The organism is Flavobacterium sp. BFFFF1 (genome assembly GCF_002256285.1).
Classification (GTDB): Bacteria; Bacteroidota; Bacteroidia; order Flavobacteriales; family Flavobacteriaceae; genus Flavobacterium.
Map to the genome: position 1 here is coordinate 134,981 of NZ_NKJE01000006.1, position 21,221 is coordinate 156,201.

Annotated in this window: 19 protein-coding genes; 12 read left to right on the plus strand and 7 right to left on the minus strand. The window is 42.5% G+C overall.

What is annotated here, in order from left to right:
• Positions 1–72 precede the first annotated feature (72 nt).
• From CFE23_RS05785 to CFE23_RS05840, 12 genes are all read left to right on the plus strand, one after another.
• Positions 73–261 (plus strand): hypothetical protein, encoded by a 189-nt coding sequence (locus CFE23_RS05785; RefSeq protein ID WP_291085385.1) that lies wholly within the window; start codon positions 73–75, stop codon positions 259–261.
• A 235-nt stretch (positions 262–496) separates the two neighbouring features.
• Positions 497–1,243, plus strand: coding sequence for a 3-oxoacyl-[acyl-carrier-protein] reductase (gene fabG / locus CFE23_RS05790; RefSeq protein ID WP_291085388.1), 747 nt, complete (start codon positions 497–499; stop codon positions 1,241–1,243).
• An 85-nt stretch (positions 1,244–1,328) separates the two neighbouring features.
• On the plus strand, positions 1,329–3,356 hold the full coding sequence (locus tag CFE23_RS05795) for a hypothetical protein (RefSeq protein WP_291085391.1): 2,028 nt from the start codon (positions 1,329–1,331) through the stop codon (positions 3,354–3,356).
• Positions 3,356–4,204, plus strand: coding sequence for a DUF4846 domain-containing protein (locus CFE23_RS05800; RefSeq protein WP_291085394.1), 849 nt, complete (start codon positions 3,356–3,358; stop codon positions 4,202–4,204). The genes CFE23_RS05795 and CFE23_RS05800 overlap by 1 nt, the downstream gene beginning before the upstream one ends.
• 2 nt (positions 4,205–4,206) lie before the next feature.
• Entirely contained in the window at positions 4,207–4,962 is a 756-nt protein-coding gene (locus CFE23_RS05805) for a M15 family metallopeptidase (RefSeq protein ID WP_291085397.1), read from the plus strand.
• Between the two features lie 79 nt (positions 4,963–5,041).
• Positions 5,042–7,000, plus strand: coding sequence for an alkaline phosphatase family protein (locus CFE23_RS05810; RefSeq protein ID WP_291085399.1), 1,959 nt, complete (start codon positions 5,042–5,044; stop codon positions 6,998–7,000).
• 56 nt (positions 7,001–7,056) lie between these two features.
• Positions 7,057–7,491 (plus strand): thioredoxin family protein, encoded by a 435-nt coding sequence (locus CFE23_RS05815; RefSeq protein WP_291085402.1) that lies wholly within the window; start codon positions 7,057–7,059, stop codon positions 7,489–7,491.
• Between the two features lie 3 nt (positions 7,492–7,494).
• A complete protein-coding gene (locus CFE23_RS05820) occupies positions 7,495–8,166 on the plus strand; it encodes a response regulator transcription factor (protein WP_291085405.1) in 672 nt (223 codons plus the stop codon).
• A gap of 3 nt (positions 8,167–8,169) precedes the next feature.
• Entirely contained in the window at positions 8,170–9,555 is a 1,386-nt protein-coding gene (locus CFE23_RS05825) for an ATP-binding protein (protein WP_291085408.1), read from the plus strand.
• A gap of 207 nt (positions 9,556–9,762) precedes the next feature.
• The gene (locus CFE23_RS05830) at positions 9,763–10,902 is read left to right on the plus strand and encodes an alpha/beta hydrolase-fold protein (RefSeq protein WP_291085411.1); all 1,140 of its coding nucleotides are present in this window, start codon (positions 9,763–9,765) and stop codon (positions 10,900–10,902) included.
• Entirely contained in the window at positions 10,902–12,332 is a 1,431-nt protein-coding gene (locus tag CFE23_RS05835; protein WP_291085414.1) for a leucyl aminopeptidase family protein, read from the plus strand. Before CFE23_RS05830 ends, CFE23_RS05835 begins: the two co-directional genes overlap by 1 nt.
• Before the next feature lie 2 nt (positions 12,333–12,334).
• Positions 12,335–13,552 carry an ATP-grasp domain-containing protein gene (locus CFE23_RS05840; RefSeq protein ID WP_291085422.1) on the plus strand — a complete coding sequence of 406 codons (1,218 nt, stop codon included), beginning with the start codon at positions 12,335–12,337 and terminating at the stop codon, positions 13,550–13,552.
• 72 nt (positions 13,553–13,624) lie between these two features.
• Here the strand turns inward: CFE23_RS05840 and CFE23_RS05845 are convergent, their stop codons facing one another.
• From CFE23_RS05845 to CFE23_RS05875, 7 genes are all read right to left on the minus strand, one after another.
• Positions 13,625–14,824 (minus strand): hypothetical protein, encoded by a 1,200-nt coding sequence (locus CFE23_RS05845; protein WP_291085424.1) that lies wholly within the window; start codon positions 14,822–14,824, stop codon positions 13,625–13,627.
• 223 nt (positions 14,825–15,047) lie between these two features.
• On the minus strand, positions 15,048–15,878 hold the full coding sequence (locus CFE23_RS05850; RefSeq protein WP_291085427.1) for a GMP synthase: 831 nt from the start codon (positions 15,876–15,878) through the stop codon (positions 15,048–15,050).
• A gap of 48 nt (positions 15,879–15,926) precedes the next feature.
• On the minus strand, positions 15,927–17,042 hold the full coding sequence (locus tag CFE23_RS05855) for a carboxylate-amine ligase (protein WP_291085430.1): 1,116 nt from the start codon (positions 17,040–17,042) through the stop codon (positions 15,927–15,929).
• 126 nt (positions 17,043–17,168) lie between these two features.
• Positions 17,169–18,119: a hypothetical protein gene (locus CFE23_RS05860; RefSeq protein WP_291085433.1), complete on the minus strand. Its 951-nt coding sequence runs from the start codon at positions 18,117–18,119 to the stop codon at positions 17,169–17,171.
• Positions 18,120–18,136: 17 nt separating this feature from the next.
• Positions 18,137–18,850, minus strand: a complete 714-nt coding sequence (locus CFE23_RS05865; RefSeq protein WP_291085436.1) for an alpha/beta fold hydrolase — start codon at positions 18,848–18,850, stop codon at positions 18,137–18,139.
• 244 nt (positions 18,851–19,094) lie between these two features.
• A complete protein-coding gene (locus CFE23_RS05870) occupies positions 19,095–19,493 on the minus strand; it encodes a glyoxalase (protein ID WP_291085438.1) in 399 nt (132 codons plus the stop codon).
• Positions 19,494–19,569: 76 nt separating this feature from the next.
• Complete coding sequence (locus tag CFE23_RS05875; protein ID WP_291085441.1) at positions 19,570–21,207, minus strand: M1 family metallopeptidase; 1,638 nt, start codon at positions 21,205–21,207, stop codon at positions 19,570–19,572.
• Positions 21,208–21,221 lie beyond the last annotated feature (14 nt).

The window sequence follows — 21,221 nt, forward strand, 5'->3', positions numbered from 1 at the left end:
GTTAGCGTAGGAAATTACTTTTTTTTATATATTTGAAGACAGTAAAACCAATCATCAACAAAAACCGACAACATGAAAAAAATCATCCTTATCGCCGTTTTCCTACTTTCGGTAGGTGCCAGTGCTGCTGAAAGTACTGCAACTGCCGTGTCACACACTGCTGCCAAAGAGCAGGTCGTTTCTGCCGCATTTCCAATCGGTGGGTTGCTTGCGAAGATTGCCGCAAGCGCCATCAGCTGGGCAGCACAGTTCCTGAAATAGAGATTTAGATTTTTAAATACAAAAAAGGCTGCCATCCGGTAGCCTTTTTGCATAAATTACGGCGTCATAGGCAATTGACCAACCTCCTTTTTCCCATCGGCTAAGCCACCACGACGGAACGCAAACTGGAAGCGAAACAACCGCCTGCCGAATGCTTTCCTTTTTTTGCACATCCGCTTTTATAAACGCTTAAAAAAATTATATTTGTGCAACTATTACATAATCTACAAACCCTATGAAATTACTCGAAGGAAAAACAGCGATCATCACAGGTGCGAGCCGCGGAATCGGAAAAGGAATAGCAGAAGTTTTTGCAAAGCATGGCGCCAATGTCGCTTTTACATACAGTTCGTCAGCCGAATCGGCGATGGCGCTTGAAGCTGAACTGAACGGTTTGGGCATCAAAGCCAAAGGATACCAGTCAAACGCTGCTGATTTCAACGAAGCTCATGCGTTTGTGGAAGCGGTGCTTGCCGAATTTGGTTCCGTAGACATCCTGATCAACAACGCGGGCATCACCAAGGACAACCTTTTGATGCGCATGTCCGAAGAGGATTTTGATAAAGTGATTGACGTCAATCTGAAGTCCGTGTTCAACATGACCAAGGCCATCCAGAAAACGTTCCTGAAGCAACGTTCTGGTTCGATCATCAATATGAGCTCCGTAGTAGGAGTGAAGGGGAACGCCGGTCAAACGAACTATGCCGCCTCTAAGGCCGGTGTGATTGGCTTTACCAAGTCGGTGGCATTGGAACTGGGATCGCGTAACATCCGCTGCAACGCGATTGCCCCTGGATTTATCGAAACGGAAATGACTGCGAAGCTTAATGAGGAAGTCGTCAAAGGATGGGCTGAAGCCATTCCGTTAAGACGCGGCGGTTCAACCGAAGATGTGGCCAACGCTTGTTTGTTCCTCGCTTCGGACATGAGTGCATACATTACCGGGCAAGTGTTGAACGTCGATGGCGGGATGCTGACCTAAGAACAATTTTAAATGATAAATTTTAAATTTTGAGTTGTTACGATTCCATTTAAAATTTAAAATTCAAAATTTAAAATAAATATTAATGAGTTTAAACACCATACTGTTAATCCTACTGTCCGTTGCGATAGCCGGCGGATTGTCGTTTTACCAATATTTCTACCAGAGTAAAAGCAGGAGCCGTGTGCACCTGCTTTTGTCGTTTCTTAGATTTTTCACGCTGTTTGCGATCCTGCTGCTGCTGATCAACCCGAAGATTACAAGAACTACGTATGAAACGGAAAAAACGCCACTGCCCATTGTTATGGACAATTCGGCCTCTGTAAAAGACCTGAAGGCCGACGAGGTGGCACAGCAGCTTTTCAAAAAACTGTATTCGAACAGCGATCTGCGGGCCAAGTTTGATGTGCAGGCATTTCGGTTTGACAACGACTTCGAGACTTCAGAATCATTTGATTTTAAAGGCACACAGACCAATGTTGAATCCGTCGCAGAGAACCTGAAGAGCATCAACAAGAACAAAACATACCCCACAGTGCTGATTACAGATGGGAACCAAACCCGCGGCAATGACTACACTTACAGTTTTGACGCGAATAACAAAGTCTATCCGCTCGTATTGGGCGATACGACTACATTCCTGGACTTACGGATCAACCAATTGAATGTAAACAAGTATGCCTTCCTGAAGAATAAATTCCCGGTCGAAGTGTTTTTACAGTATTCAGGAACAAAGAGCATCAGTGCCGACTTTAGTATTTCACAGGGAAATAATGTCGTGGCTAAAGAGAAAGTATTGTTTTCCCCTTCTAAGAAATCGGCAGTCGTCAACGTGCTGCTGCCCGCGGATAAAACTGGACTGCAGATATTTAAGGCGAGACTTTCTTCGCCGGAATCAGAGAAAAATACGTACAACAACATCAAGAATTTTGCAGTTGAAGTCATCGACCAAAAGTCGGAGATCGCGATCGTATCCAATACCAACCATCCTGATATCGGAGCATTGAAACGGGCTATCGAAATGAATCCGCAACGCCATGTGACGGTATTGCGGCCATTTGAAATGAAGTCTGTCGCCGACTACAATGTAATGATCCTCTATCAACCAACGGTGGAGTTCCGGAACCTGTTTGAAAGCAATAAACAGGCAGGGGTGAAAACGCTGGTGGTAACAGGTACTGCTTCTGACTTTAATTATTTGAACCAGCAGCAGCAGGTGTTTAGCTTTAAAATGAGCGCACAGAAAGAAGATTACTCGGCAGACTTTAGTCCGCAGTTTAATTTGTTCGCCATAGACGATCTTGGTTTTAGTACGTTTCCACCGTTGCAGAATGCGTTTGGAACAATCAACACCAATGGCAACGCCGATGTGCTGTTGTCTTCGAGGATCAGGAATATTGCGACGAATGCTCCTTTACTTGCATTTAGCGAAAGTAACGGAAAGCGCAACGCATACCTTTTCGGGGAGAACATCTGGAAGTGGAGGCTGCAAAGCCACGTCGACCTGAATTCCTATGAGAAGTTTGACGTGTTCGTAGACAAAATTATCCAATACCTGGCTTCTAATAATTCCAAAAAGTCACTGGTAGTAAACCACGAGCGCTTTTATAATTCCGGAGATGCGATTGAGATTACCGCGCAGTATTTCAACAAGAATTACGAATTTGATGAAAAGGCGAGGCTGACGATTGCGGTGACAAACAAGCAGACGAAACAGACCAAGCAATACGACATGCTGAAAGGCACGAACGCTTATAAGGCGAACCTTGACGGACTTTCGGCAGGGCAATACACGTTCTCAGTAGTAGAACAGACGTCAAAAAGCCGCTACAACGGCAGTTTTGAAATCCTGGATTTTGATATTGAAAAGCAGTTTGTTAATCCCGATCTGGCGAAGCTGAATCAATTGGCCGCGCAGACCAAAGGCATCGCTTTTATGCCGGACCAGGCAGACCAGTTAATCAAGGCTTTACTTGACAACAAGGATTATAAGGCCATCCAGAAAGACATCACGCGCAAGATTCCGTTGGTGGATAGCATGTTGTTATTGATTGCGATTGCGTTGTCACTCGCTGGGGAGTGGTTTATCAGGAAATACAACGGGATGTTGTAATGGTCAGGAAGGTCGTCATAGCTGGAGGTTTGGTGATAGGGTTAGGCCTTGGTGCCTCCCAGCTGCATGATGCACCGCGAGAGAATAATGCTATTTCGCAAACCCGACAGGCATCACGAAAAACCATTGAAGACCGTTTCCCAGCACCGAAAGGATTTGAGCGAACGACAGAAACTGCGGTTAGTTTTGGTAAATACCTTCGCAGTCTTCCTTTAAAACCTGTTGGTTCATTGGTTACTTATTTTGACGGCGGTAAGAAAGCCAATAACAATGTGTATGATGCTGTCGTTGACCTTTCGATTGGCAAGCGGGACCTACACCAATGTGCGGATGCGGTGATGCGGCTGCGCGCAGATTATTTTTATCAACAGAAAGCCTATTCCGACATTCATTTTAATTTCACCAATGGCTTTAACGCGGCCTACAGCCACTGGCGCATGGGAGAGCGGATCGCGATTAAAGGCAATAAAACCAATTGGGTATCGACCGCAAAGGCGTCAGACAGCTATGAAACCTATTGGAAGTACCTTGAGACTGTCTTTATGTATGCAGGAACCGCATCGCTTTCGAAGGAACTTAAACCGATCAAAGTCGCTGATATGAAAATAGGCGACGTCTTCATCAAGGGAGGATTTCCAGGACATGCGGTCATCGTGGTGGACATGGCCGTTAATAAGGATACCCATAAAAAGGTTTTTCTTTTAGCACAGAGTTACATGCCAGCGCAGGAAATACAGGTGTTGAAAAACAACAACGCCGGTATCAGTCCGTGGTACGAACTCGATTTTGGCAGTACCCTTTATACACCTGAATGGACGTTCGATGCCTCAGAATTGAAACGTTTTTAACGATGCTGGCGCGTTACGTTCTATTGTTGTTGCTGATACTGCCGCTGCAGGATAAAACAGTACAAGTTCCGGAACCCGTCCAAAAGCTGTTAAAAGCTTATCCTGATCACATCACGGGCTACAAGGACAATTACATTATTTTTAAAGATGGTACGAAGTTGCCATACGACGATGGGCGGCAGAAATCGGCCGGGGAATTGTTAAACAGTGCCGATGTCGAAGACCAATTCAAATACGATTATAAACCAGAGAAACGAGAACGAGGCAATACAATGGATCCGGGAAGAATCAGGAATGAGGATTTTTTCAAAAGGATCTATGGCTTTAGTGCAAAGGAAGTGGAACCGCGGCTGGTAACGGTAACCTGGTGTCCGAAGCTTGTGAATCAGAAGATTCGCGTGACTACGGTGAATGGTTTGGATAAGATTGTGACGGCATTGTCAAACGAGCTGGACCGTCATCCCGAATTTAAGCCTTATGTAACCAATATTGGCGGCACATACAACTGGAGAAAGATTTCCGGCACGGACAGGCTGAGCGCCCATAGTTTTGGGTGCACCATCGACATCAATGTTAAGTATTCAGATTACTGGCAATGGCAATGCAAATGTAAGGATGAGGGTGCGAAATTGGTTTATAAAAACAGGATTCCCGAATCTTTGGTCGCTATTTTTGAAAAATATGGTTTCATCTGGGGTGGAAAATGGTACCACTTTGATACCATGCATTTTGAATACCGTCCCGAGTTGTTGCTCTAAAACAATGTTGCTGGTATTTTAAGCCAACCTTAAGAACATGTTAATTTATTTTTTTGATGTTTGCGTAAATTAAAAACTTATGCGCAAACGTTTTCATTTCGAAGGAAGATATGCTTTACTCAAGACTTTTATAGCCTGGTTTCTTTTGAGTTCATTGGTACTCCGTTTTATCTTTATGATTTGGCAACATGATGAATTCTCCTGGAATGTATTCGACGTTTTGCGGACGTTTTTTACCGGATTATTTTATGATATCGGTACTGCATCCTTTATCGCCGTACTGCCTGTTTTGTACCTCGCACTGCTTCCCGATCGGTTGGTCGGTTCGCTTTTTGATAAAGTAGTCACCGTATTCTTTACCGGGCTGACGGGGTTTATTCTGGTACTGACGTTTTTTGCCGAGATCACCTTTTGGGATGAATTTCACAAAAGATTTGATTTTATTGCCGTCGATTATTTGATCTATACCCATGAAGTGGTGGGCAATATCAAAGAGTCTTATCCCTTACCGATATTAATCGGTGGGGTGTTATTGATTACATTGGCGTTGCTGTTTTTGTTTTACAGGCTTGGCGCTTTCGAAGCGACGTTTTCTTCTAAACTTAATTTAAAGCAGCGATTGGGCGGTTTGGCGATTGTAGTTGCTATTGTCTTGATATTCTCCTCTTTGATTACCAATGAGAAGGCAGAGTGGTCGGCAAACCGCTATAATTCTGAAATCTCCAAGTCAGGTATTTATTCTTTTTTCGCTGCGTTCCGGAACAACCAGATGAAGTATAAGGAGTTTTATGCTTCAGTCGATGACAAACAGGCTTTCGCGCTGGTACGTGGAAAACTCGCTGAGGGCAACTCACAATATACCAGTTCAGATTTTTCAATCCATAGGAAGATTACCGACAGCCTGAACCTTCCCCAAAATAAGAACGTGGTTTTTATTCTGGTAGAAAGCCTGAGTGGCAGTTTTTTACAGGAATTTGGCAACGACAAACACATTACACCTTTTCTGGACAGTATTGCACAGCAATCTGTTTTCTTTGAAAACCTTTATGCTACAGGAACACGTACCGTCAGGGGGATGGAAGCTGTTACTTTGAGTATTCCGCCAACACCCGGACAAAGCATTGTAAAACGGCCGGACAACCACAACCTGTTCACCGTGTCAAATGTATTTAAAGCACGTAACTATGATTGCAGTTTCTTTTACGGCGGTGACGGTTACTTCGACAACATGAACAGTTTTTTCGGCGGAAATGGTTTCGCCATTTATGATCGTGGTCGCGGCAGCGTACTCAGCGACGATATCAAGACCACGCGGAACAAGATTAACGATAACGAAGTAACGTTTGAAAATGCCTGGGGAATTTGTGATGAAGATATTTTTAATAAGATGCTCAGCGTGGCAGACGAGAAGTACAAATCAGGGAAACCATTCCTGAATTTTGTGATGACGACCTCAAACCACCGTCCCTATACCTATCCTTCGGGGAAAATTGATATTCCATCAGGAAAGAGCAGGGAAGGAGCGGTAAAATATACCGATTACGCATTGCGCCAACTTTTCAGGAAAGCGGCGTCCAAACCCTGGTACAGCAATACGGTTTTCGTCATTATTGCAGACCATTGCGCAAGTAGTGCAGGCAAAGACGAGATTGATATTGCCAATTACCACATTCCGGCGTTTATTATCAACTCCGGTGCGGCAAACACACAGAAAATTAAAACCCAATGCTCACAGATTGATATTTTCCCCACGTTGTTTGGACTGTTCCATTGGAATTATGAATCTGATTTTTATGGGAAGAATGTACTTGACCCAGGTTTCGAAGAGCGATTCTTTTCCGGAACCTATCGAAAACTTGCGCTCGTAAAGAAAAACAAGGCAATGATCTTGTCTGACCAGAAAGTACAACGTTTTTATACCTGGGATAAAAACACCAATAGCTTGTCGCCGTTGCCTATGGATAAAGGATTTTTGAATGAGACAATCTCGTTTTACCAATCTGCGGATTATCTTTTTACAAATCATAAACTGAAATAAAATAAGCGGGAGATTTCAAAATTTAATTGATATTTTTATGCTGAAAACCCGCAATTATGAAAAAGATACTGCTTGCATTCCTATTGTTGTCGACAGCGCCGCAAGTGGCAGCACAGGAATGGAAAAATGACATAGACAAAGCCCTGAGGGAAGCTGCTTCCATCAATAAGAAAGTGATGTTGTTCTTTACGGTATCGGAGCAGTGCGATAACTGTAGTGCTTTGGACCGGAATGTTTTTAGGAGTGAGGAATTTCGCGATTATGCAAAGGAAAATTATATTCTGGTCAAGATTGATTTTTCGCAGAAACCGACAGAAGAATTGACCGACAAAATGATTGAGAAGAACCTGCTGATCATTGAAAAATACAACAAGGATGGGTTTTTTCCGTTGGTTGTAATTTTGAATAAGGATGCCAAAGTATTGGGAAAGGCAGGTGTTTATAAAGATGAATCCCCATCGCAGTTTGTAAAAATGCTGCGTAATTTTTAAAAAATGAATATACTTATCGTCGAAGATGAACCAGGCATTTCAAGTTTCCTGAAGAAAGGACTGGAAGAAGAAGGGTACACGATCGACCTTGCTGCAACTGGGTCCGATGGACTCAAGCTCGCGCAGCGAAATCAATACGGCTTGCTTTTACTGGACTGGATGCTGCCTGGGATGAGCGGACTGGAGGTGTGTGTGCAGTTTAGGGAGAAAGACAAATCTACTCCGATTATTTTTATTACGGCCAAAGATACGATCCAGGAGACCATTGCAGGACTAAAAGCCGGCGCGAACGATTATATCAAAAAGCCATTTCATTTTGAAGAGCTGCTCGAGCGGATTAAAGTACAGTTTCGAAATGCACCTGAATCAGAAACGGAATACCTACTCGGGGATATCCTGATGAATACCAATACCCACCAGGTGTTTCGGGCGGGACAGGAGGTTGTACTCACCCAGAAAGAATTTTCACTGTTGGAGTACCTGATTAGGAACAAAGGAAAAATTTGTACAAGAAATCAGATTATTGAGGACGTTTGGAATATCCATTTTGAATACGACACCGGTGTTATTGATGTATTCATGAATTCATTGCGAAAAAAATTAAACCTCAAAAAAGAAGAAGATTATATCAGGACAATTCGAGGAATAGGCTATATTGCCAATGAATTAACCTAATTTATGCTTCCGCTGTCATTCAAAAACCGTTTGGCTTTCAACTTCATGATCAGCACTGCGCTGATTACGATAGGTGCGTTTTTCATCGTCTATTCCATTGTAAAGTATAGCGTTTACAGCGACGTAAATGCGGACCTGGAAGATGAGATTTCGCTCCATTTTTCAGAGATGGATTTCAATAACGATATCTTCAAATGGGTTGATAAAAAGGAATGGCAGGAAAAAGAACACAATGAGCTTACCGTCGATCCGGTTTTCGTTGAAGTTTATGATCCTGAGGGGAATGCCGTCGAACGTTCACCAAACCTAAAAGGCAGAAACCTATACTTTGACCACCGCTTTAAGCACAAGCATTATATTGATACCGTGTTGAACCGACAGGCCATCCGCGAAGTCCAGGTGCCGATTATTAAAGACAACAGGACAAAAGGTTTTCTATTGATTGGCATGTCACTGGAAGATGAGAATGCTGTACTCGCCAATTTGCGAATGGTGCTTGTTTTCTCAGTAATTGGGATGTTGTTGCTGTTGTTCATGATTACCCGATACATTGCCGGGCGCAGTATCAGGCCAATCATTCAGATGACAGAGACAACCGGGCGGATTTCGCGTAAAAATCTTGGATTGAGGATTGCACTTCCGGCAAACCGCGACGAATTATACGTGCTTTCAAAAACCATCAACGATTTGCTCGAGCGAATAGAGAACGCTGTCGAACGTGAAAAACAGTTCACTTCCGATGCCTCCCATGAGTTAAGGACGCCACTCGCGGTGATTAAAGGAACTTTGGAGGTGCTCATCCGCAAACCACGTGAAAAAGAGGAATATGAAAAAACAGTGAACTATTGTATTTCAGAAGTCAACAGGATGAACAACCTGGTAGACCAGTTGCTTTTGCTGGCCCGGTTTGAAAACAGTCAGATCATATTGCATCCTCAGGAAGTGGTATTGAATGAAGTAATTCTGGAGTCATTGGAGCGATTATCACCGATGATCAACACGCGCAAGACGGCGATTGATTTCAAATTTGACCAGCTTTTCCCAGTCTATGTTGATGCTTATAAGGCATCCATTGTTATTGAGAATATCCTGTCAAACGCCGTGAAGTATTCCGATATTAATGGAACTGTTGAAATTGTACTTTCAGAAAAGGAAGGGCAGGTGTTGTGCCGGATTACCGATTACGGCATTGGAATATCCGAAGCCAATATCAACAGAATCTACGAGCAGTTTTACCGCTCCGGGCCGTCAGATCATCCGGATATAAAGGGAACTGGTATCGGGCTGTCGATTGTAAAAAGGCTTTGTGACCTGATGAAAATTTCAATCGAAATTCAAAGTGTAAAAGACAAAGGTACTTCGGTAACGATGCTGTTTCCGGAACGCTGAATTCTCAAAGACAAAAGTCAAATAGGTCACTGTTTATGATCACCAAATCAAGGTAAATCAAAATTCCTGCTTTCATAATTGTATAATCTGCAACGAAGTGTGGTGGTCGTCTTAAAATCCTTAATTCTTAGCGTTTAACGGGGTGCTTTCTTTTATTTCAGAAATCAAAAACTTATATTTACCTCATTAAGACCGATCGTTTTACCTATGAATTCCAAAAATGACAACAATATAGCCGGCGTAAATCCTGGCTTGGAAGAGCCACAGCTGAATATTCTGCTAACCACAGATGAAGACGACCACCGCCCGGTGTATCTGTCAGGAAATTTTAACCAATGGCACACCCAGGATAAGTCGTTTGAAATGGAGAAAATTGGCAATGGGTTGTATCATTTCAAATTTGCTGAAGATTTTATTTATCCCGAAGAGATGCTCTATAAATTCACGAAAGGGGATTGGAGTGAGGTTGAAATAGACAAATACGGAAACCGTACTGAAAATCGTTCGTGCAGGCAGACTAAAGGCGTTCGCCGAGAACACGTTGACAAATGGCGGAAGAACTGGTTGCCGTTTAAGCCTAGTTTCCTTCCACAAATCCAGTTGATTTCTGAAGGTTTTGAAATGCCACAACTGAAAAAGCACCGCCGAATTTGGGCTTTGTTGCCACATGATTACGACACATCTTCTGAAAGTTATCCCGTGATGTATTTGCAGGATGCACAAAATCTCTTTAATGAAAACGCAAAGTATGGCAATTGGGAAATTGATAAGAAACTCGCGGTCATGTCGGAATATAAGATTGGGAAAATTATCATCATCGCTATAGAACATGCAGAGCAGGACCGGATAAAGGAATACAACGTCGGAAGGACGGTGCTTGGGGCGGGAGAAGGCAAGAAGTACATCCGTTTCGTGACGGACACCCTAAAACCATACGTAGACAGTAAGTTCAGGACAAAGCCGGACAGGGAATTTACGGGAATCGGCGGAAGTTCTATGGGTGGGTTGGTGAGCATCTTCAGTGGTTTGATGTATCCTGAGGTGTATGGAAAGTTGATGATTTTTTCCCCATCGCTTTGGGTGGTCCCAAAAATGGATTTCAGCAATGTTGATTTTGAAGAACCCGGCGATACAAAAATCTACCTGTATGCAGGCGGCGACGAGAGCAAAACGATGATCCAGCATGTCAAGAAATTCAAGAAAGAAATGATCCTGAAAGAATTCGTGGCAGATAAAATGAAAATACAACTGAGTATCAATATGGAAGGAAAGCACAATGAAACTTATTGGAGCGACGAATTCCCGAAAGCGATCGAATGGCTTTTTTTTAACACCAAAGACAATTAATGAAAATTACGATAGTTAAAGACCTTACACACTTTGAAGGCACCATACTAATTCCGGTTTTTGAAACCAATGCCAAAAGCCTTGTCCCAATCGAATTTCATGGGGTTTCTGTTTCTTCAAAAGTGTTTTACGGAAAAAAAGACAGCAGTTACAGCGTGGACAAGTACGACTGCCTGCACCTCTTCATTGGATTGGGAAAATCTATTGATTACAAATCGGTGTTTACTATATTCAGGCGAATCATCACGCGCAACAAAGAAGTGCTGAACATGAAAGTGGCTCTTGTTGTTCCCGATGCACTGCCCGCAGATTTAGCTGAGGCTATGTTTTCAGGGATGCTCGCGGGTACTTACGATCTCGGACATTACAAAAAGCAGGAGCAGCACCCTTTACTAAAACCAGATTTTGAGTTGTCATTGCTCGCAAAGGAAGACTTTGTGCCTATTGCTGAGCGCGCGTTCAAAATAGCCAATGCCAAGTTGGAGACCTACCGTCTTGTTGATTTGCCACCGAATAAAGTCAATCCCGAATACCTCGCCGAATGTGCTGTGAAAAATGGCGCAACTTTTGGATTCAAGGTCACGGTTTTAGACAGGGATGCCTGCAGTAACCTTGGATTAAGTGCATTTCTGGCCGTCGCACAAGGGAGTGCCCGTGAGCCTCAATTTGTCATTATGGAATATACTCCGGAAAAATTGGGTAAGGAAACAAAACACATCGGTTTGGTGGGAAAAGGAATCACTTTTGACACCGGCGGACTGAATATTAAAACGGCGGGAATGCTTCATATGAAATCAGATATGGCGGGAGGAGCTGCAGTTTTTGGTACCATGCGGCTGATTGCCGATCTCCAATTAAATACAAAAGTGACTGCAATTGTGCCGTGCTGTGAAAATTCGGTTGACAATACTTCTTTTGTCCCTGCGGATGTCATCGGCAGCTATAGTGGACATTCCATTGAAATCATTGATACGGATGCAGAAGGAAGGCTTATACTTGCCGACGGATTGTCATACCTGATCAAAAACTTTAAACCGGACGTCATTGTCGATATTGCAACACTCACCGGCAGCAGCGTCGCAACATTTGGGTACGAATGCGGTGCCTTGTTTACAAACAACGAAGCGGTATCGAAGCAATTGCAACGTGCTGGCGACAGCATTGGAGAGCGTGTTTGGCCTTTGCCATTATGGGATGCTTACAAACCAGACATCGAAAGTGAAATTGCAGATGTAAAAAACTACAGCGGAAAACCTGTTGCAGGAGCGATCAGCGCGGCTAAGTTTCTCGAATTTTTTACCGGAAATCATCCGGCCTGGGCACACATGGACGTCGCTGGCGTAGCATTCGGAGATGATGAATTTGCAAAAACAAAACACGGTACTGCGTTTGGCGTACATTTATTGACTAAATTTATTGAAAACCTATAGCTATGGAGAACAATACCAAAACTTTCGTCTGCATTTCCAATTATTTTAAAGGTTCTGATTTTCTTATCCAATTAAAGGAACTGGGAAACACTGTATTTCTTGTTACTTCCGATAAATTACGTGAAAAGCCATGGCCTTTCGACCACATCGATGAGATCTTTTATATGAATGGTCAGGATACTGATTGGAATATGGAGCATCTGTTACTCGGTGTACAAAGTTTGATGAAAAGCAACAAGATTGACGGAATCGTGGCCCTTGATGATTTCGACGTGGAAAAAGCGACATACCTGCGGGAACATCTTCGGATTCAGGGATTGGGGCAGACAACGGGACGTTATTTCCGCGATAAGCTTGCGATGCGTATGCGTGCGAAAAGCTGCGGTATTTCCAATCCGAATTTCTGTTCGTTGTTTAATGATTACGATATCAATACTTTCGCCGACACCGTTTCTCCACCATGGGTTTTAAAGCCTAGGTCTGAAGCATCGGCATCCGGAATTATTAAAGTTCACGACAAAGATTCACTTTGGATGCATATTAACGAAATGGGCAATAACCGTTTTAAATACCTTGTGGAGCAATTCCGCCCCGGAGATGTTTATCATTGTGACAGCTTGATCGTTAATGGAAAAATTGTGTTTAGTATAACATCAAAATACCTCGCGACACCCATGGAAATATCACAGGGTGGAGGCATTTTCCGAAGCGCCAACATTGAATATGGTTCTGAAGATGATAAAGCGATTAAGAAATGCAACGAACAGGTAATTAAAGGATTTGGTTTGAAGCACGGTGCCGCACATTCTGAATATATCAAATGCAAGGATGATGGAAAGATTTATTTCCTCGAAACTTCGTCCAGAGTCGGGGGAGCGCATCTTGCTGAAATGGTAGCAGCAGCATCAGGAATAAACCTCTGGAAGGAATGGGCAAGAATTGAGGATTCGCTGGTAAAGGAAACAGAATACAAATTGCCGAAAGTTCGAAAGGAATACGCGGGCATTGTATTGACTTTATCCAAATTTGAGAAACCCGATTTATCTCCCTTTGCGGATGAAGAAGTGTGTTTCCATGTTCCGCTGGAATACCATGCGGGTTTGATTGTGAACTCGGATAAAAAGGAACGCGTGATGGAATTACTCGACGACTATGCCGAAAGGCTGATTCGCGATTACGCGACAGTCGCAGCACAGGCGGAGATTAAAAAGCTGCACTAGCCAAACGAAAAAAAGTAAAAAGCCGCTGATACGGCTTTTTATCTTTAGTATTGATATTCTTTGATTTCGAAATTATCCAATTGCTTTTTCAAACAATCCCACAGTACCACCAACCCAATCCTTGTCTTTATTAAATTTCACACCAATCATTTCGCCGCGGCTTAATCTTACCAAATTGCAGAGCGGTGTCGGAGAAGGGTCCTCTTTTTTCCATACGTAAAGCACGCGTACTTCCGTTTTTACTTTTCCATCCGGCGATTGGATGATTGGAATGTAGTTGACTTTCTTTTGCAAAATATACAAATCTTTTTCAACAACCGCTTCAATATCTTCTTTCTTAACATGGAAAATCACGCCACTTCCTGAAAAAGAAAATAGCGGCTTAAGTACATAATTTTCAAGGTCTTCAGGAATATCTTTTAAATCACTAAGTAAAGTAGTTTCGATGAAATATTTTCCTTTTAAAAAGGGAAGTATGAATTTACTGATTCGGAAAAACCAATTGGGATGGCCCGCCCATTCGACGTCCAAATCATCTGAAAAGCTAAAGTCCATTTTTAGGTCTTTGCGCAATTCCAATTCGTCAAAAATGACACGGTTGTAGATGCGCTTTACCTGAATTCGTCTACCTTGTTCGTCTGTATAGAAAAGCTGTTTTCCTTCCTTAACCAAATCAGTGACGCAGACGATTGGGATTCCCAGATCGCGTCTGCAGTAATAAAAATCAATTTTAGTGTTTTGTTTTTCCGGTTCTATTTCAAGTAAAATGACATTTTCTTTTGGATGGCCGTTGCGAATCGCATCATCGAGAATTTTGAGGTATTGCGCCTGACTGATGTCATTCACAAATGGCGTGAGCTCTTCTAAAACCGGATAGTACTTTTTGAATTTGTCGTAGAGAGTAGGTTGGTAGTTGAAAAGCGATGGAAAACCCTGCACTTCAATTAGTTTTGGGATTACTTTTCCATCTTCCTCGCAAATTCCAAAGTCAATGGCCAGGAATGTGGTATGTTCATCTTCATTTGGAACTTTGGTATTGAGTTCCAACGATTTTTCGGTCAATTGCTTAAAATCATCCCGCTGAATCAGTTTAATCACATCATCACAGCCTTCCAGCAGTTGCGCTTTTAATTCATTCGAAATAAAAAAGGGTGTTTCTGCCATCCTGAACGTGGGCAGGTAATCAAAATCGGAAGCGATATCGTCCTGAAACTGTTGGTATTTTTCGTTTGAAAAGGCTTCGTTAAAAGCTTGGCGGTATTTTGGAATCATAAGATAGAATTCAGATAATGGTATTGAGTAACTAGGAGTGAGAAATGAGTATTGAGAAATGAGTATTTAGATGTGAGTATTAAGAAAAAGCAGAATTGAGAAAGGACTTTTGGGCAGTGACTAAAGCCTATATTTTTTTGAGAAATCTCAATACTCAGTTCTCACATCTAAATACTCGCACCTCAATACTCAGTACTAAGATCTCAATACTAAAATCGCAATACTAATTCGAAAGCAATTTCTTACTTCGCATCAAATCGTTAATGGCCATCCTTAAGAAATTAGGGATAACCGTTTCGTTAGTTTTGTAAATCTTATCTTCATCGAGTAAATCCTCGAGCATGTCGCGGAATTTCGATTTTCCTTTCAAAGCAATGATCTTATCGCGTCGCTCTTTGTTTTTAAGATTGGCGATATAACTGATTGGGTCCGCTTCAGGGTGAAATTGTGTTCCGACAAAATACGGGGTGAACCGGACGGTCATAATCGCTCTTTCATAATCAACATAATCCCGTATTTTTTCAAGCGAAAGGATCTGAGCGCCATTTTCAGAAAAAACCTGTAAATTCGGCTGTACAACCTGATAATCCCTTGAATCCACGGCATAAAATGGGTTTGGCAACCCATCAAAGATTGGATCATCCATACCGTCTGGCGTTTTATGTACGGACATAATCCCAAAAGAAGTCGATTTTCGTCTGGTTACTTCAGCGAGTTTGAAATGCCTGCACGCCATCTGGAAAGAGTGGCATATGAACAGCACATGTTTTTTTACTTCGTTTTCCTTATTCCAAATGGTCAATGAATCAATCAGTTCGTAATACTTTTTATCCCATATGCCATTCCCTTCAAGTGGATTTCCGGGGCCACCGGTAGAAATATAGATGTCAAATTTCTTTACATCAGGAAATTCTGATTTACCACGAACGTCAAAAACCTTAAAAGTGACAATGTTACTGAAACGGTTGATGATATCAATAATGCAGCGCATTCCCTGGTTCGGCTCACCGTTATACATGTCCAATATTGCAATTTTTATGGTCTGGTCCGTCATGATGTCTTCTTTAAGAAATTGTCAATTCATTGCAAATATATGATTATGCTATAATCCCTTGGTAAATTCTGACGTAATAAAATCAACAACTTTGGTCAAATCCCCATTATTTTGTTCATAAACAGCCAATTGTTTGTCGGCACCCGTACCATTCTTCATAATCTCGTGAACATAATTAATGTATTGGCGCGAACCCAGTTCGTCCACAACGTCTTCAACAAACTCAAGCAATTCAAGGATCAACATCTTCGTTTCGACTTCCTTCTGCAAACCGAAATCAATCATATGATTTTCAATGCCATAGCGAGCCGCGCGGAATTTATTCTCCTTAATCAGTGCAATCCTGTATATATTAAAGCTCGTATTCTGCATCGTCAGCTTGTACAGTTTCGCCACAACAGCCTGAATCAATGCCACGATACACATGGTTTCTTCAACCGTTAAACTCATGTCACAGATTCGGAATTCGATCGTGTCATAAAACGGATGCAACCTTAAATCCCACCAGATTTTCTTTGGATTATCAATACAATTTGTTTTGACCAATGTTTCGAGATAATTGTCGTAGGCTGAGACGGAATCAAAATATTCGGGCAAACCGGTACGGGGAAATTTATCAAAAACCTTGGTCCTAAACGACTTGTATCCTGTTTTTCGGCCTTCCCAAAAAGGCGAATTGGTCGAAAGCGCAAAAATGTGCGGCAGGAAGTAACACGCCTGGTTCATCAGCTGCAGGCCGATTTCACGGTTCTCAATCCCAACATGGCAATGCATCCCAAAAATCAGGTTCGAACGCGCCGCATCCTGCAGTTCGTTTACAATCGTATGGTAGCGCGGATCATCGGTAATCGGTTGGTCCTGCCAACGCGAAAAAGGATGTGTACCGGATCCACCCACTACCAGTCCCTGCTTTTCCGCAAGTTCGACAATCTTGCTGCGCAGGAATGTGATTTCGTCATTGGCTTCCTTCACATTTTTGCAAATGTTGGTGCCCACTTCCACAACCGACTGGTGCATTTCAGCTTTCACCTGCTCGTTCAGGATGATCTTTGCGCCGTCCACAATCTTTGAAAGATGCGAGCGCAGGTCCCTTGTCTGTGGATCAATAATCAGGTATTCTTCCTCAACCCCAAGTGTAAAAACGGGTAATTTTTTAGTCATCATATGTTTCTTTTGGAGCCAATCCGGCTGTCCGCTGTATTCCCGATTAACAAAAACTACGGCATTAGCCTTGTTTTTCTAAATCGGGAGATGCCGCTTCCATCCGGGCTAGGGCTTTGTCGTAATTTATTATTTCGCTGCCGCCGCAGCATCTTTTATGAAAGTTCCCCACGTCAGGTTCATTTGTCCGTCTTTGTGTTTCTTCGCTGCTGCAATCGCCATTTTTGAAGCTTCTTCCACAACCCACTCAAAGTTTTCCTGACCTACAGAAGTATACTCCGCATCCGGTGCCGGGTTTCCAAAATCAATTGCATATGGAATTCCATCGCGAACCGCAAACTCTACGGTGTTGAAATCATACCCCAATCCTTTACAAAGCCTTAGCGTATAATCTTTAATCGTAGCCAATAGCTTTTTATCGGTCACGGGATTGTCAACTACATAACGCAAATGGTGCGGATTTCTCGGTTCGTAAGGCATAATCCTCACGGCTTTTCCGCCCAGGCAATACACTCGGAAATACGATTCGAAAACAATTTCTTCCTGTAACAACATTACGAGCTGACCGGTTTCACGATGCTTTTCCCAAAACTCCTCTTTATTTTCAAGTCGGTACACGTTTTTCCAACCGCCACCAGCATAAGGTTTCATATAAGCAGGAAATCCGATATAATTGAAAATCGATTCCCAGTCCATAGGATAAGCGAGGTTGCGGAATGATTTCGCTGTGGTATCCGTAGGATGCTCAGCAGACGGTAAAATCACGGTATTCGGCAAAGGCACACCCAACGTGTCCGCAAGGCAATTGTTGAAGAACTTGTCGTCAGCACTCCACCAAAATGGGTTATTGATAACGTTGGTTCCGGTCAATGCCGCGTTTTTTAGGTAAGCGCGGTAAAAAGGGACGTCTTGCGAAATCCGGTCAATGATGACGGCATATTCGCCTCCTTTGTTTTGTACCACTTTGTCAATCGAAACTGCTTCGGCAATGATGCCTTTTTCACCTTTTGAATTGACCCTGTCTATAAAAGCCTGGGGGAACGTATCTTCCATCCCAAATAGTATTCCGATTTTTTTCATGTAACCTGATATTTATGTTATGTAAATTTGATTCTCGATAGGTAATGCGGGAACATTTCGCGCCATACTGGCCAATCATGTTCCTTGTCGCGACGGATGTCGAGCCAGTGGTGAATGTCACGGCTGCTTAATACTTTGCTGAGCTTCAGGTTTGAATCGAGGCACACGTCCCAGTTTGAAGTGCCCAGCACAATGTCCATGTTCCAAAGCTCGTAATCGTTTAATCCATGCAGGTAATCTTCCGGGCTGTTGTAAAACACATCATCATTGTGGAATCCGTCCATAAAACTTTTGATATTGAAGGCACCGCTCATCGAGAACATGTGACTGACATAGCCTGGATGGCGAAATGCAAAGTTCGCAGCATGGTATCCCCCAAAGCTGCAACCTGCCACAGCCACTTTCCCTGCAGGCGTATTGTTTTTGACCCGTTCCACGATTTCATGGCAGATCATTTTGTCATACCATCCATGGTTCTGGATTCGGTGGACGGGATGTATTTTTTTATTGTAAAAGCTGTCTTTGTCAATGCTGTCAGGGCAAAAAATCTGGATCAGTCCCTGTTCTATATACCATCGCGCCGATTCAATCAGCCCCTGGTCGCGGTTTTCATGGTAGCTTCCCATTGATGTGGGGAACAAAATAACCGGGTAGCCTGCGTGGCCGAATACCAGCATTTGTATTTCCCTGCTCAGGTTTGGCGAGTACCATTTAAAGTATTCTTCTTTCATATATTGGGTTTATACAATTATAGTGAAAATAAATATGAATGTTAACTTTTTTGACGGTTTGCCTGCATATTTATCGGAATCTTGGATTTTCTGAATAATTATTAATAAAAGAATAAATTACAGCCAAAATTTCAACCCAAGTTAAAATTTCGTCAATTAAATGGCTATCCAAGCCGCGTAACTACAGCTTTATTCCAACCTGTAGGGACAAAAAAAAGGAGGTAAAAACCTCCCAAACGAAAAACTAAAACTGCAGTTCAAATAACTGCACCTGATTTTTCAACCTTTCAATCAGCATTGACATCATCCGTTTGTTTAAATCCGAAGAATTCTGTATGTACCTGTTGTATTCTTCCACGGTAAATAATCCAATAACAATTCCTTTTAAAGAATTCCGGAATTTAATGTCGCGCTGGATACTATGTTCAATAAAAGTCAGTTTTTTTTCTACATTGAAGTTGTAAAAATCGGTTTTGCTTTTGGCAATATAATTTCGGAAAACTTCAATGAACAAATCATTCTGAAGTTTAAGGATGGGCCGCAACGTTTGGTTTTGGAAGAATTCATCCGCCGATGACTGTGGTGTCACGGTTCCAATCATTTCTCCACGGAAATCTCTTAGGAATTGGTCTCTTGCGCTCATTTTTCTTTTAAAATTAAAGATTAATGAAACGGCATTGGGCTGAGCCGTGTTGTACTTATTAATAACTTATTAACCGTTAGTTAAGGCGTTCAACACGAAACAGAAAATTTTGTACCTGGATTTCGACGTTTCTTGTGGTTTTCACCTCGAATTTAAACGACTGCCAATTGTTTGTTGCATTCAGACGCATTGTTTTCTGATTGGCCACGATTTTCAGGTCGAAAGGCATTTCAAAATCGTCAACATCCGTTTTCCATCGGTATTGAACTTTCTTCTTGTATTTACGTAATTCGAGTGTAGGATAATTTGTATAGCGCAAATATTGGTCAAAAACAGGTCTTAAATTGTAGCCGGTTTTTTTGCTGAAAAATTGTTCTACGTCTTCGGTAGTGATGATTTTATGTCTGAATGTATTGGTGTATTCAAGAAGCATCGGCCACCATTTTGCATCATCATTTACAATAGAACGAATGGTATGCACCAGCCAGGCACCTTTCGGATACATGTCGTTTGAGCCTTCATGATTCACACCAAATTGCCCCACCACGGGATCAGTATTCCCAATGCTCTGCCTGATGCCATTTAGGTATTGCATGGCTTTGTCATAACCGTAAATACATTCGGCAAACACGACTTCGGTGTACATCGTAAAACCTTCGTGAATCCACATGTCAGCGACATCCGTTGACGTGATGCTGTTTCCAAACCATTCGTGTCCGCTTTCATGGATGATGATATAATCGAAATTCATACCCACGCCTGTCCCCGAAAGATCCCTGCCGAGATATCCCATCTTGTATTTATTTCCATACGCCACAGCACTTTGGTGTTCCATACCTAAGTACGGCGTATCCACAAGCTTATAACCGTCTTCGGGGAAAGGGTAGGGGCCGAATTTGCTTTGAAAACAATCCATCATTGGTTTGACGACTTCAAATTGTTTGCGTGCTTTTTCTTCGTTTTCCCGAAGCACATAATAATTCAAATCAAGGCCTTTGTAATTTTCGCCGAAATGCACATAGTCACCGATATTAATCGTGAGATCGTAATTGTTGATGGGATTTTTCACTTCCCAATCCCAACGGGTGTAGCCATCTTTTAAATCTTCTGAACCGATAAGTTTTCCGTTCGAAACGTCCATTAAGCCGTTTGGCACGGCAACTTTTATCGTAGCACCCAAATCAGGTTCATCGGTCTGCGAATCCTTGCAAGGATACCAAAGGCTCGCACCGGTGCCCTGAACTGCCAAACCAATCCAGTGATTTCCCACGCTGTCTTTTGAAAATATAAACCCGCCACTCCATGGTGCATGTGGAGCGATAACTGGCTTTCCGGAGTAGTAAAACTGTATACGCTGTGTTGAATCTTTTAGGATAGCTTCGGGAAATTCAACAAAAACCGCATTGAATTCCCGTTTATACGTAAGCCGTTTAGCATTCCATATAATACTGTCAATCTTCATATTGTCGAAAAGATCAAGCTGTATTTTTGAAGTGGTTTCAACCGTTTTAAGGGTAATTTCGTTATAGCCGGACAGGAATTTTTCAGATGGATTGATACGGATATTGATGTCGTAACGCTGTACATCATAGCAGGCGCGTTCGAAACGCATGCCGCCCTGCAGTGAATCTTTGCGCGTGAACGTTTGCGAAAAAACCGGATTTATCATCAAAAAAGCCGCAGCCAGCAATAGGCTTTTCAGGAATGATCTCATCGTTTTAAATTGCT